At 67.7% G+C, this 14,224-nt stretch carries 15 protein-coding genes; 7 read left to right on the top strand and 8 right to left on the bottom strand.

The features are described 5' to 3' along the window. Positions 1 to 58: 58 nt before the first annotated feature. The gene (locus ACQY72_RS09320) at positions 59 to 844 is read left to right on the top strand and encodes a C40 family peptidase (RefSeq protein ID WP_428153177.1); all 786 of its coding nucleotides are present in this window, start codon (positions 59 to 61) and stop codon (positions 842 to 844) included. Here the strand turns inward: ACQY72_RS09320 and mmcB are convergent. Genes mmcB through thpR form a run of 4 tightly spaced genes read right to left on the bottom strand, consistent with a single transcriptional unit; the run spans position 841 to position 3,033 of the window. Then, entirely contained in the window at positions 841 to 1,284 is a 444-nt protein-coding gene (mmcB, locus tag ACQY72_RS09315) for a DNA repair putative endonuclease MmcB (RefSeq protein ID WP_428153176.1), read from the bottom strand. The genes ACQY72_RS09320 and mmcB overlap by 4 nt on opposite strands. A 46-nt stretch (positions 1,285 to 1,330) precedes the next feature. Next, positions 1,331 to 1,855, bottom strand: a complete 525-nt coding sequence (locus ACQY72_RS09310) for a lipocalin family protein (RefSeq protein WP_428153174.1) — start codon at positions 1,853 to 1,855, stop codon at positions 1,331 to 1,333. A gap of 57 nt (positions 1,856 to 1,912) precedes the next feature. Then, on the bottom strand, positions 1,913 to 2,497 hold the full coding sequence (locus ACQY72_RS09305) for a GNAT family N-acetyltransferase (protein WP_428153172.1): 585 nt from the start codon (positions 2,495 to 2,497) through the stop codon (positions 1,913 to 1,915). Then, positions 2,494 to 3,033 carry an RNA 2',3'-cyclic phosphodiesterase gene (thpR, locus tag ACQY72_RS09300; RefSeq protein ID WP_428153171.1) on the bottom strand — a complete coding sequence of 180 codons (540 nt, stop codon included), beginning with the start codon at positions 3,031 to 3,033 and terminating at the stop codon, positions 2,494 to 2,496. The genes ACQY72_RS09305 and thpR overlap by 4 nt, the downstream gene beginning before the upstream one ends. Positions 3,034 to 3,163: 130 nt before the next feature. On the opposite strand from thpR, the gene ACQY72_RS09295 reads away from it, so the two are divergent. Continuing rightward, entirely contained in the window at positions 3,164 to 3,913 is a 750-nt protein-coding gene (locus ACQY72_RS09295) for a Bax inhibitor-1/YccA family protein (RefSeq protein ID WP_372691500.1), read from the top strand. Between the two features lie 53 nt (positions 3,914 to 3,966). Here the strand turns inward: ACQY72_RS09295 and ACQY72_RS09290 are convergent, their stop codons facing one another. Continuing rightward, positions 3,967 to 4,302, bottom strand: coding sequence for a DUF2794 domain-containing protein (locus ACQY72_RS09290; RefSeq protein ID WP_428153170.1), 336 nt, complete (start codon positions 4,300 to 4,302; stop codon positions 3,967 to 3,969). A 288-nt stretch (positions 4,303 to 4,590) separates the two neighbouring features. Further along, a complete protein-coding gene (locus ACQY72_RS09285; protein WP_428153168.1) occupies positions 4,591 to 5,922 on the bottom strand; it encodes a trypsin-like peptidase domain-containing protein in 1,332 nt (443 codons plus the stop codon). Between the two features lie 161 nt (positions 5,923 to 6,083). Between ACQY72_RS09285 and ACQY72_RS09280 the strand changes: the two genes are divergently transcribed. Then, entirely contained in the window at positions 6,084 to 6,383 is a 300-nt protein-coding gene (locus ACQY72_RS09280; protein ID WP_428153166.1) for a DUF6356 family protein, read from the top strand. Between the two features lie 81 nt (positions 6,384 to 6,464). Further along, positions 6,465 to 7,640, top strand: a complete 1,176-nt coding sequence (gene rlmN / locus ACQY72_RS09275) for a 23S rRNA (adenine(2503)-C(2))-methyltransferase RlmN (RefSeq protein WP_428153164.1) — start codon at positions 6,465 to 6,467, stop codon at positions 7,638 to 7,640. 396 nt (positions 7,641 to 8,036) lie between these two features. Here the strand turns inward: rlmN and ACQY72_RS09270 are convergent, their stop codons facing one another. Continuing rightward, positions 8,037 to 8,948, bottom strand: a complete 912-nt coding sequence (locus ACQY72_RS09270) for an acyl-CoA desaturase (protein ID WP_428153162.1) — start codon at positions 8,946 to 8,948, stop codon at positions 8,037 to 8,039. A gap of 89 nt (positions 8,949 to 9,037) precedes the next feature. Between ACQY72_RS09270 and ACQY72_RS09265 the strand changes: the two genes are divergently transcribed. The 3 genes from ACQY72_RS09265 to ACQY72_RS09255 all read left to right on the top strand — a co-directional run bounded on the left by ACQY72_RS09265 (position 9,038) and on the right by ACQY72_RS09255 (position 10,723). Then, complete coding sequence (locus ACQY72_RS09265; RefSeq protein WP_428153160.1) at positions 9,038 to 9,370, top strand: metalloregulator ArsR/SmtB family transcription factor; 333 nt, start codon at positions 9,038 to 9,040, stop codon at positions 9,368 to 9,370. 69 nt (positions 9,371 to 9,439) lie between these two features. Next, a complete protein-coding gene (locus ACQY72_RS09260; protein WP_428153159.1) occupies positions 9,440 to 9,880 on the top strand; it encodes a DUF350 domain-containing protein in 441 nt (146 codons plus the stop codon). Between the two features lie 12 nt (positions 9,881 to 9,892). Beyond that, positions 9,893 to 10,723, top strand: a complete 831-nt coding sequence (locus tag ACQY72_RS09255) for a S1 family peptidase (RefSeq protein WP_428153158.1) — start codon at positions 9,893 to 9,895, stop codon at positions 10,721 to 10,723. A gap of 491 nt (positions 10,724 to 11,214) precedes the next feature. On the opposite strand, the gene ACQY72_RS09250 is transcribed toward ACQY72_RS09255, so the two are convergent. Then, entirely contained in the window at positions 11,215 to 14,076 is a 2,862-nt protein-coding gene (locus tag ACQY72_RS09250; RefSeq protein WP_428153157.1) for a M16 family metallopeptidase, read from the bottom strand. Positions 14,077 to 14,224 lie beyond the last annotated feature (148 nt).

The raw sequence follows: 14,224 nt of genomic DNA, 5'->3' as shown, positions 1-14,224 counted from the left end.
TTAACGGCCCCTAAGCCATCGGGGGATAAGGCTGTGGGCTCAATCACGCGAGTTCACGTTGACAGACGTCCTCGATCTTCTTCCGCCCGGCGACCGCCTTGCTCGCCCCGACCTCGCCGAACAGGCGCTGGAAGGGCTGGTGCGTGCGGACGCCTATCGCGCGACCGAAGCCATGCATTGCCGCGCGGCCGTGGCGGACATTTTTTCCGACGACGCCGGTCGGATCGACCAACTGCTGCACGGTGAAATCTTCGACGTTCTGGACCGGGCCAACGGCCGGGCCTGGGGCCGGGCCCGTCGTGACGGTGTGGTCGGCTGGGTGGTGCTGGACAGCCTGTCGAGCGGCGCGCCGCTGGCGACCTATCGCGTCGCCGCCGTGGACGCGGCCCTGCCGTTGAACGCTCTGGTGGTCGAAGCGGCGGCGGATCTGGACCAGACCGACCTCCAGCCGATCGGGGAGTTCGAGACCGATCCGGTGGTGGTGGCCGAACGGCTGCTGGGCCGTCCGCACGAGCTGGGCGCGCGGTCTTCCATCTCCACCGACTGTTCCGGTCTGGTGCAGCAGGCCCTGCTGGCATGCGGCCTGCCGGGTCCGCGCCGGTCGGACGCCCAGGCCCAGATCGGGCAGGCGATCTCCGCATCGGACATCGCGCGCGGCGACATCGTCGTCTGGCTGGCGCCGGACGGCGATCAGGACTGGACCGGCCATTCGGCCCTGATGCTGGACGGCGAACGGATCATCCACGCGACGGGCGGCAAGGGGGTGGTCATCGAACCCCTGGCCGAGGTCGAGGCGCAGCTGATCGCCGACGGCTTCGCTTCCGCCGTCTTCCGCCGCCTTTAGTCGCGCATCGTCCGCATCGCGCCCAATCGGGCGAAGGCGAGTGTCAGGGCCTTGCGTCGTGCGGGCGCCAGCGCCATCACCGGCGCCTCACGCACGACCGCCCCGCCGAAGCCGTCGGCGACGATCAGGCCCGGCTCGTCAGCCAGGATGTCTTGCGGAAACTCGGGCGCGACAGCGAAGTAGAAGGCGTCGCAGAACGGCCCGTACTCATGCCATTTGCGATCGACGCGGTAGTCATCGACGCCCGACTTGACCTCGCAGATGACGATGTCGCCCTTGCGTCCGATGGCCATGACATCGGCGCGGCGACCGTTGGGCAGGCAGACTTCCAGCAGGGGCGCATAGCCCATGTCTATCATCAGCCGCGCCGCGCCGCGTGTGACCGATTGCGTGGTCTGGGGGCGGCTGAAGACGAGTTCGAGGTGAGCGCCGGCGGACATGCCGATAGCTTATGTTCCGGCTACGTTCCCATCGCAAGCGTCGCCTTTACAGGCCCGTGTGCACCAGGCGACCGGTGCTGAAGCCCAGGGCGCGGACGCGGGCCAGTATGCGGTCACGCTCGGCCTGAGACGCATTCTGATTGCGGTGCCAGATCCACCAGTTCGACTTGTCCGGCAGGCCCATGATGGCCCAGCTGTAGTCCGGCGCGTGATCCCAGACCCAGTAGTTCTGACCCGCCAGGCCACCGAAGCTGAGCAGGCCGGTCAGGCTGAAGCGGAACTTGGCGTTGGTCGTGGTGTCGGTGACGCGGGCGTTGGCGCGCAGTGTCTCGACCCGACCGTCGTTGCGGCGGGTGCAGGTCACGGCGATGGCGTAGCGGTCGGCGGTGTCGCGCGGCGTGAAGTCGATCTGGGCGCGGCTGCAGTCCTTCTGGACGTTGTTGTGATTGCGCTCGATCTCGAACCAGCGGCCGTCGAAGCGGTTCAGATCGACGTTCGACGCCTGGGCGAATGCCGTCGCCGGCAGGACGGCAAGGGCGGCGGAGGCGGCGATCAGGCTGGCGCGAAACATGGGCGTATCCTCGTTCGATCTGGAGGGGATACGACGCATCGGCGTGATCGGTTGCCTTCAGCGTTTCAGGCGCGACCGATTGACCGCCCATTCCTCGCGCGTCTGGCCCCACAGATCGACGGCGTGGTCCTGTAGCGGTTCGGGCAGGACGCCCGGTCCGCGATGGTGCGATCCCAGCCGCGTCGCCACCGCCGCCGACGCCAGGTTCTCCGGGTCGATACAGTGGATGACGTCGTCCCAGCCCAGCACGTCGAAGGCGTAATCCATCGTCGCGGCGGCGGCCTCGACCGCATAGCCCTTGCCTGTGGCGTCGCGATGCAGGCTCCAGCCCACCTCGCGGCCGGGCCAGCCATAGGGGTGCAGCGGCCCGATCCGGCCCAGCCACAGGCCGGTGGACTTCTCCAGGATCGAGAACATGCCCTCGCCGGTCAGGGCCCACATGCCGGCGACGGTGCAGATCATGCGCCAGACATTGGGTGCGGGCTGGACGCCGCCGATGAAGCGTGTGGTTTCGGGATCGGCCATGAACTCGGCCCAGCGCGGAAAGTCCTCGACCGCCGGCGGACGCAGGATCAACCGCTTGGTCTCCAGCGTCGGACCCAAGGTGACATGGGGCGCGACGACGTAGGCGGGATCGCTCACAACAGATACTCCCGCTCCAACTCATAGTGACTGCCGTTGTCGGTCAGCACGCTGGAATACAGGCCGAAGCGGTCGATGCGGATCGGCGGCGAGTGCAGCAGATTGTGCCCCGCCATCCAGGCGCCGATGCGGTCGGGATTGGTCTGGGTCTTCAGATAGGCCAGGGTCACGTGCGGTCGATAGACGCGCGCCTCCATGCCTATCCCCGCCCGTTCGCCGGCCGACTTGCAGCGCCCGGCCAGCACCGACAGCCGCTCGTTGGGCGTCTCGACCCCGGCCCATAAGGTATGGCTGCGGTGGTCGTCGCCGAAACAGCCGACGCCCTTCAGCGCGATCTCGAACGGCCCGCCCGCCACGCGCGACAGTTCCGACGCCAGGTCGTCGGCGCGGCGCTCGTCGGTGTCGCCATAGAAGCTGAGCGTGACGTGCAGCGCGTCCAGAGGCCGCCAGCGGGCGCCGGGCAGGCCGGATTGGCGCCGCTTCAGCGTCTCTTCGACATCGGGCGGCAGGGTCAGGGCGGTGAACAGACGAAGCATGCGACCGAAGGTAGCGGCAGGAACAACGGGCTCCAAGTCCGGTTTTCCTTGCAGCGAGGGCCTCGGCTCACGATATTCACAGTCTGTGACCGGGGAAGCCTCTCCGGCCAATCGGAGAAAGTTCGTCGCCATGAGCGATTTCAACAACGGCTACGCCCGTCCTCTGCCGCAGACGGCCGACATGTCGGTCGACGCCGGCCTGCGCAGCTTCATGCTGGGCGTCTACAACAAGCTGGCCCTGGGTCTGGTGGTCGCCGCCGCCCTGGCCTACGTCACCGGCAACGTCCCCGCCGTGCAGCAACTGCTGTTCGTCCAGACGGCCGACGGCCGGATCGGCCTTACCATGCTGGGCATGATCGTTCAGTTCTCGCCGCTGGTGATGCTGTTCGGCTCGATGTTCTTCATGAAGAACCCGTCGGCCAAGGGCGTGAACCTGCTCTACTGGGCCGTGGTCGCCACCATCGGCGCGGGCCTGGGCATCGTCTTCCTGCGCTACACCGGCGCCTCGCTGGCCTCGACCTTCCTGGTCACGGCGGCGGCGTTCGGCGGTCTCAGCCTGGTGGGTTACACCACCAAGAAGGACCTGACCGGCATGGGCACCTTCCTGATCTTCGGCGTGATCGGCCTGATCATCGCCTCGGTGGTGAACATGTTCCTGCAATCGGGCACATTCTACCTGATCATCTCGGGTCTGGGCGTGCTGATCTTCGCGGGCCTGATCGCCTACGACACCCAGCGTCTGAAGATGACCTACTACGCCCTAGGCGGCGACCAGAATGCGATGGGCGTGGCCACGGGCTTCGGCGCGCTGAGCCTGTTCATCAACTTCGTGAACCTGTTCCAGTTCCTGCTGGCCTTCATGGGCGGCAACCGGAACTAAGGTCTGTCGCAAGACGGATGCGGAAAGGGCCCCTTCGCGGGGCCCTTTTTGCGTCAGTCGATCACCTGGAACTTGCGGCCGTCGAAGACCCGAAGCACCTGGGCCAGGTCGCGGCCGCGCTTCAGGATCTGGCCGCCTTCGCCGATGACGGCCCACTGGCCTTGGCGGCCTTGCAAAGCCGGGCGTTTTTCGATGCGATAGAGCGGGGCGTCGCCGGAGCGGCGGAAGACGGCGAACTCGGCGAAATCCTTGTGGCCGACCATGGCGTAGTCGCGCCACTCGCCTTGCGCGACCATGCGGCCATAGACCCTGAGGATCGGGTCCAGCTCGCGGCGGTCGAAGAAGACGGGGCCGGCGGTGGGCGCCGCCTCGTGAGGGTTCATGCTCATACCCCTCAACTTAAGGGCACGGCGGCCCGGCACCAGTGGCGACGAGGAAAACGACGCAGACACGAAATGGCCCCGTTTCGGTCCTTCGCCCGCCCGGTTGGGCGACGAAATATCGATCATCGGCTCGTCGGAGTTCGGAAGCGTCCCGGATCCTGAACAGCCCCCCCCAGCCCCCTGGATGTTTCCACGAAGGGCTCCGGCGGCCGATGCTTCCTCCAAGCGAGCGCCCGCCCTGCCTTTCCCCTCCCCCTCCCTGGCAAGGCGGGCGTTTCGCTGTCTGGACCCCGGCTAAAGCGCCAGGGTCAGGCTGAGGGTCTCACCATTTCGCATCACGGTCGCCTCGACCGAGTCTGTCGCGCCCTGCAGGGCGGTCGCGGCCGCCTGGGCGTCGGCCACGGCTGCGCCGCCGATGGCGGTGATCAGGTCGCCGGCCGTCAGTTCGGCCTGGGCGGCGGGCGATCCGGCGGTGACGGCGACGACCTGGGCGCCGCCGTCCTGGTTCCGCAGCGCCGCGCCATAGGCCAGCACCGACTGGGCGCCGACGACCACGGGCTGATCCACTGGCGTCTCGACCGACAATGACGTGGTCGCGTCGCGCCCCCCGCGCAGATAGGCGACGCTGAGGTCCGAGCCGGGCGCGGCGATGCCGATGGTGGCGTTGACCGAGCCGGCGTTGGCGACGGGGCGGCCCTGGATGCGGGTGATGACGTCGTTGTGGCGCAGGCCCGCGCGCTCGGCCGGCGATCCTGGCGCGACATCGGCGACGACTGCGCCGCGCACGATGCCCAGGTGCAGCTCGCGCGCGCGCTCGGCGTTCAGCGAGCCGAAGATGGCGCCGGTCTCGCCGCGCTTGACCTCGCCGTCCTTCTTCAACTGGTCGGCGACATACAGCATGATCCGCGTCGGCACGGCGAAGGCGATGCCGTCGTTGCCGCCGCCCAGGCCGCCCGACAGGATCGAGGTGTTGATGCCGATCAGCCGGCCCCGGCTGTCCAGCAGAGGCCCGCCCGAGTTGCCCGAGTTTACCGCCGCGTCGGTCTGGATATAGTCCTCGACCGCGTCGCCCAGGCCCGAACGGTTCAGGCCCGAGATGACGCCCATGGTCAGGGTCTGGTCCAGGCCCAGCGGATAGCCGACCGCGAAGGCCAGATCCCCGGTCCGCAGGGTGTCGGAATCCACCGTCTGGACCTGTTTCAGGTTCAGCGGCCGACCGTCGGGCACGATGCGCAGCACGGCGATGTCGGTGGCCTTGTCCGCCCCGACCAGGACGGCGTCGAACAGGCGGCCGTCGGTCAGGTCGACGGTGAACTTGCGTCCGCCCTCGACCACGTGATTGTTGGTGATCAGCAGGCCCTCGGCCGCATCGACGATGACGCCCGAGCCGGAGGCGTAGGGTTTGGGATCGGCGGCGTCCGAACTGGGGCCGCGCGACTGGCCCAGGGTCGTCACCTGCACCACCGCCGGCAGCGAACCCTCCAGCCCCGACGAGAAGCTGAACACGCCACGACGGGCGTCATAGGGCAGGGCGGCGGCGCCCGACTGGGCCAGGACCGGCGACGCCGAGGCCAGCAGGGCGAGCGCGAGGGCCATGGAGGAGGCGGCCTTGAGGCGGATCGGCATGAGTATTCCCTTGAGCGAACGACGACCCTAGCCCGAGTTTTCGCTTCTGACGATGGCCCTGATGCGCGATGGGCGGGCGGAATGAACAGATCGCGACAGGGGTTGCGTCCGGCGCCGTACGGCGTGACCATAGGGGCGACGAAACAGGGAAGGCCGCCGCCATGAGCCAGACGACGATCGACCGCAGCCGTTCGGGTTCGACGCCGTTCGACCGCCTGTTCCGCGACCATCCGCGCGAGGTCGACGAGACCTACGTCCAGCACATGGTCGCCTCGGCCGGGTTCGGCTTCAAGCTGCTGCGTCTGGCGGGCGCAGCTTTCGCCCATGCCGTCGTGCCGGGCGTGCACAAGGCCACTGTCTCCACCGCCATCCGCGGCATGGCCAAGGACATGGGCGGCCGGGCCGAAGAGGCGCGCGAGACCCGGATGCGCGACGCCGGCGTCTGGGACGTGGGCCTCTAAAGCCGTCGAATCCGCCCCGGCCATGCAATCGCCGGGATCCGTGCTATATAGGCCGGCTCAACCTCACGCAGGATCGCCGCCTTGAGCATCACGCTCGACCTTTCGCGCGTCTCTAACGCGCCCGCCATGAAGGCTCCCGTCAACCTCAGCGGTCTGACGCGCGGAGGTCTGCGCCAGGCCCTGATCGACGCGAACGTCTGTCCGCCCGAGAAGGCGAAGATGCGCGCCAGCCAAGTCTGGGGCTGGATCCACCATTATGGCGTGACCGAGTTTTCGGCCATGAGCAATGTCGCCAAGGACATGCAGGCCAAGCTGGCCGAGCATTTCACCCTGGCCCGCCCCGAGATCGTCGAACGCCAGGTATCCAAGGACGGCACCCGCAAATGGCTGATCCGCACCGCGCCGGGCATCGAGATCGAGACCGTCTATATCCCTGACGTCGGTCGCGCCGGCGCCCTGTGCGTGTCCAGCCAGGTCGGCTGCACCCTGAACTGCACCTTCTGCCACACCGGCACGCAGAAGCTGGTCCGCAACCTGACCGCCGCCGAGATCGTGGCCCAGGTCCAGGTGGCGCGCGACGATCTGGACGAATGGCCGTCGCCCAAGGAAGACCGCCGCCTGTCGAACATCGTCTTCATGGGCATGGGCGAACCGCTCTACAATCTGGACAACGTCGCCGACGCCATCGACATCATCTCGGACAATGAGGGCATCGCCCTGTCGCGCCGCCGGATCACGGTCTCGACCTCTGGCGTCGTGCCGCAGCTGGACGCCCTGGGTACGCGCACGGCGGCCATGCTGGCCATCAGCCTGCACGCCACCAACGATGCGCTCCGCGACGTGCTGGTGCCGCTGAACAAGAAATACAATCTCGAACAGCTGATGGCGGGCATCCGGGCCTATCCGGGCCTGTCGAACGCGCGGCGGGTGACGTTCGAATACGTCATGCTGAAGGGCGTCAACGACAGCCCGGAAGAGGCGCGGGCCCTGCTGAAGCTGATCAAGGGCATCCCGGCCAAGATCAACCTGATCCCGTTCAACCCCTGGCCGGGCGTCGAATACGAATGCTCGGACTGGAAGACGATCGAGCGTTTCGCCGCCATCCTGAACAAGGCCGGCTACGCCTCGCCCATCCGCACCCCCCGCGGCCGCGACATCCTGGCCGCCTGCGGCCAGCTGAAGTCCGAGAGCGAAAAGGTCCGCGCCAGCACGCTCAGGAAGGCGGAGCAGGCGGCGGCGGGGGCGGAAGCGGCCTGACCGGGCGATAGGCGAACGCCCGAACGATCAGGGCGGCGGCCGCGCCCGGCAAGGCAAGCCAAAGTGCGCTTATCCATGCATACCCGCCGGCTGAGGCGGACAGGCTGATCCCGGCCATGGACGCCGAGAGGGCTCCGGCGGCTAAGGCTGTGCGCCACGATGTCTTGCCCCTGCTGTAAAGAAACAGCAGCACTGGAACGCCAGGAAATACTAGGCCCATCAAGAAGCCTATGCTGGCGATCGTGGCCGCGAGAAGACCGAAAGGCACCGCTCCGGCCGCGCTTGATCCTTCAAGACTGGCGATCAAGATAAACGCCGCAAACTCGATGCCGACCAAGCCCCCAGCGACCACTGCGGCAATCAGTATGCCGACGGCGACATAGGGCCACGGGCGGATCATGCGCCAACCTCCGTCAGGGCCTTGCGCCGTCCGGTCATCCCCTCCGGCGTCCGCACGTTCCACGCCAGACCCAGCCGCTCCAGCAACTGGATGAACCGGAATCCCCAGTCGCTTTGGCCGGGATAGAGGCCGATGCGGGCTGAGCCGGGGTAGGCGTGGTGGTTGTTGTGCCAGGCCTCGCCCATGGTGGGGATGGCGGCCCAGGGCACGTCGTGGGCCTGGACGCCGGCGTCGCGCACCTGCCAGGTCTGGGGTCCGCGCCGGTGGGCCAGATGGCCGACGAACCAATGGCCGATCACGCTGATCGAGACGCGGGCGCAGACGCCCCAGACGACGAAACTCCAGCCGCCCAACAGCCATAGTCCAGCCGCGATTGGGACCTGTTGCAGCATCCAGGTCCGTTCCAGGAACCCATGCACGGGGTCGCGGCCGATCCGGCCCAGATCGAAGGCGGGCGGGCGTTCCAGCTCCAGCCGGCCATGCATCTGCCAGATCGCGTCGATCAGCATGGGCTGGCGGTGCGCCAGATAGTCGTGGCAGTCCGACTGGCGCTGGGCCCAGTCGCGGATGTCGTGGGCGCGGATCATGCGGAACGGGCCGCTCATCCCGACCACGGTCCCGAACCACGAGAGCAGATGTTCCAGCCACAAGGGGCAGTCGAAACTGCCGTGGATCATCCGGCGGTGAAATCCGACCGAGTGACCCAGCAACAGGGTCGCGCCCGTTGTGATCACGAATACCGCCAGGGCGCCCAGGCTGAAGGTCGCCGCGCCGAAGGCAAGGGTCACAGCCAGCATAGCGCCGTTCCACAACGACGGGACCGGATCCCAGACCACGCGGCCTTTCACCGGACTACAGCCCGGCGTCTCGATCAGATGGTTCACGGCGCAGGGGTCATGGTCGGTCATGGCGATGCTCCAGATAGGTAATTAGGCAATAACTTAAACACTGAAACATGCCTCTGGCAAGCCGTTAGCAAATCGCTTAAATACAAATCATGCAGCGCGTGTTCGAAGCCCTCTCCAGTCCAATCCGTCGCAAGATCCTGGCCTATCTGGCCCATGCCGACCTGACAGCGGGCGAGATCGCGGCCAAGTTTGAAATCTCCAAGCCGGCGGTGTCGCAGCACCTGTCTGTGCTGGAGGTTGCAGGCCTGGTGACCAGCGAGAAGAAGGGCCAGTACGTCCACTACAGCCTGGCGCCCGATCAACTGACCAACACCCTGAACAGCTATGTCCAAGAGGTTTGTCCCGTCGCCAAACCGCTGAAGCGCGAGAGCGCCGCCCTGGCGAAAGCCCGAAAGAACAACCAGGGCGACGGCGACCTGTAATCTTTCGTCACAAGGTGTTGCCCTGCCGCGCTTGCGGATTGGGGCGACAATCGGGCAAGGCGTCTGGATATGGATCCGTCCCTTTCGAACGTTCTGTCCAGCGCCGAGGTGCAGGCTTTCGCCTCGGGCTTCCCGGTCATGGTCATGCACCTGATCGTCACCCTTCTGCTGCTGGCGGCGGGGGCGACGGTCTATGCCGTGCTGACGCCGTGGAAGGAGGTGGCCCTGATCCGTCAGGGCAATACAGCCGCCGCCATTGCATTCGCGGGCATCCTGGTGGGTCTGGCCGTGCCGTTGGCGGTGTCCCTGTCGGTCTCGACCTCGGTGCGCGACATCGCCATCTGGGGCGTGGCGACGGTGGTGCTGCAGTTGCTGGCGTTCCGGGTCGTGGACCTGTTGCTGACCGGCTTGCCGCAAAGAATCAAGGACGGCGAGATCGCGGCGGCGGTGGTGCTGCTGGGCGCCAAGCTGGCGACGGCCGTGATCCTGTCCGCCGCTCTGACCGGCTGATCGGCCGGGTTCATGCAGTTTCCCCGCCTGCCGGACTGGGCCATCTACGGAGCGGTGGCGGCCGTGTTTCTGGCGGTGTCGCTGGGTCGGCGCGAGAATGCGGATGCGCCGCCCGCCTCGGCGCCCGCCTCCGAGGTCGAAGGGCCGCTCTTGGGACCGATCACGCCGTTCGACGCCGCCGTGACCGTCGATGCGGGCGAGGCGCCGTTCAAGCCATCGTCGGGCACCGCCTTCTCCATCGCCGGGCGGGGGCGCTGGATCACTGCGCGCCATGTGGTCGAGGGTTGTCGCAGGCCAGCCCTGGTGGTGGGGCAGGGTCGGGCGGTGGCGGCTGATGTGCGCCTGGCGCCGCGCGCGGACATCGCCCTGCTGATCACCGACGGGGGGCCGGCGGCGCTGCCGGTCGCGGCCGAGGCGCCGTTGAGGAAGGGGCAGAGGGCCTTTCACCCCGGATTTCCGCAGGGACGGCCGGGCGAGGTGACCTCGCGCCTGCTGGGCCGCGAGACGCTGAAGGTGTTCGGACGCGGGGCGCGCGATGAGCCTGTCCTGGCCTGGGCCGAGGTCGGGCGCACCAATGGGCTGGAGGGGACGCTGTCGGGCCTGTCGGGCGCGCCGGCGCTGGACGGTCAGGGCCGGGTCGTGGGCGTCACCATCGCCGAGGCGCCGCGCCGGGGGCGGATCTATACGACGGCGCCCGAGACGTTTGGACCGGCGATCCGGGGCGAACAGACGGCGGGCGAGGATGCGCGGGGCCAGGCGGTGACGACCGAAGATTATGGCCGGGTGTCGAACCGGCTGAGGCGCGATCTGCGCGTGGCCCAGGTGGTGTGCCTGTCGGTCTAGGCGGCGAAATTGCACTCGGCGAAAAACAGTGCAACGAAGTGCAATGCTCTGTCAATCAACTGTAATCGTTGAAAGAAAAATTTGAACTCGAATTGCACTGTGCAAATTGAAGGCGAGTTGAAACTCGAAGTTGGACTGCGAAAAAACAGTCCAAGTCGTCCAACGAGTCCAAGTCGGCGCGATCGCGATGTCAAAGACCGGGGGATGGATCATAACCCCGGTCGGGGCCGCGTATGGGTGAAAGACGCTGCGGGTCTTCAAGCGGTTGAAAAGACTGGGCGACGCCGGCTGAAGTACGATGGCTGGCGAATATCAGGCGGCGCCTCTCCCTCCCCCAGCGGGGGAGGGTGGCCGAGCGAAGCGAGGTCGGGTGGGGGCGGCAGGGCGACCGTTCCCAGACTTGTAGGGAAGTGCGGCCTTGCCGGGCCGCCCCCACCCGGTCGCTGCGCGACCCCCCTCCCCGGACGGGGAGGGAGAGCGTCTGTGTCCCCTTACTTCAGCGAACCGTTGTTCAGGTTCAGGGCGCCGGCCTCGATGACTTCGAGGTTCGGGTGTTTGGCGCGCAAGGCGTCGAGGAACAGCGAGCCGTCGCCGACGATGACCAGGCTGGCGCGATTGACCGGCAGGTGTTCGGCGAAGGCGGCCTGGACCTGTTCGGGCGTCACGGCGCGGACCCGGCCGGCGTAGTCGGCGAGGTCGCTCATCGGCAGATCATAGAGGGCCAGGTTGGCGACCAGCGTCCCCAGGCCGTCCACCGTCTCCAGCGAGCGGCCGAAGCCGCCGATCAGGGTGGCGCGGCGCGGGGCCAGGTCGGCCTGGCTCGGGGTCTCGGCGCCCAGTTTGGCGATCTCGGCCAGGATCAGGTCGGCGACCTCGTCGGCGGTCTCGTTCTTGGTCTGGGTCGCGGCGGTGAAGAGGCCCGCATCCGCCCGCACGCCCAGCGACGACGAGGCGCCGTAGGACAGGCCGCGCTTGATGCGGATTTCCTGGTTCAGGCGCGACGAGAAACCGCCGCCCAGCAAGGAGTTGCCGACCGTCAGCGGGAAATAATCGGCGTCGGTGCGTGACACGCCGCGAACGGCGGCGACCACGGCGGCCTGGCCTGCGCCGGGCTGGTTCACCACGACGATGCGGGGCGCCAGGGCCTGGCCAGCGGGATTGGCCGTGGCGGCAGGCGCGGCGCCGGCGGGGCGCCAGTCGCCGAACGCCTGCTGCGCCAGGGCGCGGGCGGCGTCGGGGGTGATGTCGCCCGAGAAGACCAGGGTCGCACCCGACGGGCGATAGCGGGCGGCGTGGAAGGCGGCGACGTCGGCCGGGGTGATGGCCGGCACAGTCTGTTGCGTGATCGTCGCGCCATAGGGGGCGTCGCCATAGACGACGCGGCCCACGGTCATGCCGGCGATGGCGTTCGGCTGGCTGAGGGCGACGCGCAGGCCATCCAGGGTCTGGGCCTGCTGACGCTCAAGCTCCTCGGCGGCGAAGGTGGGGTTCTTCACCAGGTCAGCCATCAGGGCGAGCGTCGTCGGGAAGGCGTTGGACGGGGCGTTGGCGGAGACGTTGGAGAAGTCCACGCCGGCGGCGGCGCCGATCGAGGCGCCCAGCTGTTCGATCTGGGTGGCGATTTCGGGGGCGGTTTTCGTTTTCGTGCCTTGCGTCAGCAGGGCGGCGGTCATGGCGGCGATGCCGGCCTTGCCCGCCGGATCGTTTGACGAACCGGCGTCGAAGCTGAGACGGGCCGAGACCAGCGGCACGCCGTCGGTCGGGGCGACCAGGACGCGCAGGCCGTTATCCAGGCGGAAGTCGGCGACGGTCGGGGTCGTGGGCGCGACCTCGGCGCCCGGCTGGGGCAGGGGGGTGCGCTCGGCCTCGGGCAACAGGACGGCGGGCGGGCCGGCCGGCGCCAGGTCGGCGACGGTGACGGGCGCGCCGACGTTCATCTTCTGGATCGAGGCGGGGTTGGCGTCATCGGCGGCCAGGAAGGTGATCGTCGATTGGCGCTGAGGCGTCAGATATTTGCTGGCCACGCGCTGGATATCGGCGACGGTGACGGCCTGTATCTGGGCGACTTCTTCGTCGGCGGCGGCGGCCGAGCCGGTGTTGATCAGGGCGAAACCGAGGGCGGTGGCGCGGTCGTCCATCGTCTCGCGGCCGCGCAGGGCGCTGGCGACCAGTTCGTTCTTGGCCTCGGACAGTTCGTCGGCGGTGACGGGGGCGTCGCGCAGCCTGGCGATTTCCGCGTTCAGGGCGGCGACGCCCTCCTCGGCCGTATGGCCCTGGGCCATGATGGCGAGGGCGGACAGGTTGCCGGCCTGTTGCGAGAAGTCGGGGGTCGAGCCGATCTGGGCGGCGATCTGCTTGTCATAGACCAGCGAGCGATACAGGCGGCTCGATTCGCCGGAGGACAGAATGCCGTCCAGCACCGTCAGGGCGGGGCGGTCGGCGTCGGCGTATTTGACGGTCGGCCAGGCCAGAACGGCGGCCGGCAGGGGCACGTTCGGCGCATAGTAGGTGACGTTCTGAGGCGCCGTCGGCTCGGGCTCGACGACATTGTTGGTCGGAACCGGCGTGGTCGGGTTCTTCAGCGGGCCGAAATACTGGTCGATCCAGCGATCCAGCTGGGCCTGGTCGAAATTGCCCGCCACGATCAGATAGGCGGCGTCGGGCCGGTAATAGGTGGCGTGGAAGCGGCGCACGTCGTCCAGCGACGAGGAATCAAGCTCCTCGATCGAGCCGATGCCGGGACGGCGATAAGGGCTTTCCTTGTAGATGGTCTCGGGCACGAACAGGCCGAACAGGCGACCGTAGGGGTTGGCCAGGATGCGCTGGCGATATTCTTCCTTCACCACGTCGCGTTCGGCGACGAAGGTCGGCTCGTCCAGGACCAGCGAGCCCATGCGGTCGGCCTCGGCGAACAGCATCCGCTCCAGATGGTTGGCGGGCACGGTCTCGAAATAGGCGGTGGTGTCGTCGGCGGTGAAGGCGTTGTTGGAACCGCCCACGTCCTCGGTCAGCCGGTCGAAGGTCTCGGGCGGCAGGTTCTTGGTGGACTTGAACATCAGGTGTTCGAACAGGTGGGCGAAGCCCGAACGGCCCGCCGGATCGTCCTTGGAGCCGACCTTGTACCAGACCTGGACCGTGACGTTGGAGGTGTCGGCGTCGCGCGCCGTATAGACCTCAAGTCCGTTCGGCAGGACGCGTCTGGCGAAGCCCAGCGGGGGGACGGTCACGCCCTGGGGCGCCTGAACGACGGCGGCAGGGGCGGCGCCCTCTGCAAAGGCGGGGGCGGCGAGGCCCAGCATCAGGGCCGAGGCGGCTGCCCCGACTTTGAGAGTTGCGGTCAGGCGGAATTTCATGAGGGGCTCCGAAGCCCGGGACGCCGGGCGCGCAGACCGTATCAGTGATTTGCCCACTTGCACCTTACCGAGATGTAATGAACCGGATCCTCGGTCAGGTCGTTCATGGACAAGTTCCCGACGGCGATCTATTGCCGAAAGGTCGCAT

This window comes from Brevundimonas sp. (assembly GCF_965279155.1).
Taxonomy (GTDB): domain Bacteria; phylum Pseudomonadota; class Alphaproteobacteria; order Caulobacterales; family Caulobacteraceae; genus Brevundimonas.
Note: the sequence above shows the minus strand (reverse complement) of the source record. Positions and strands in the feature narration are given on the sequence as shown.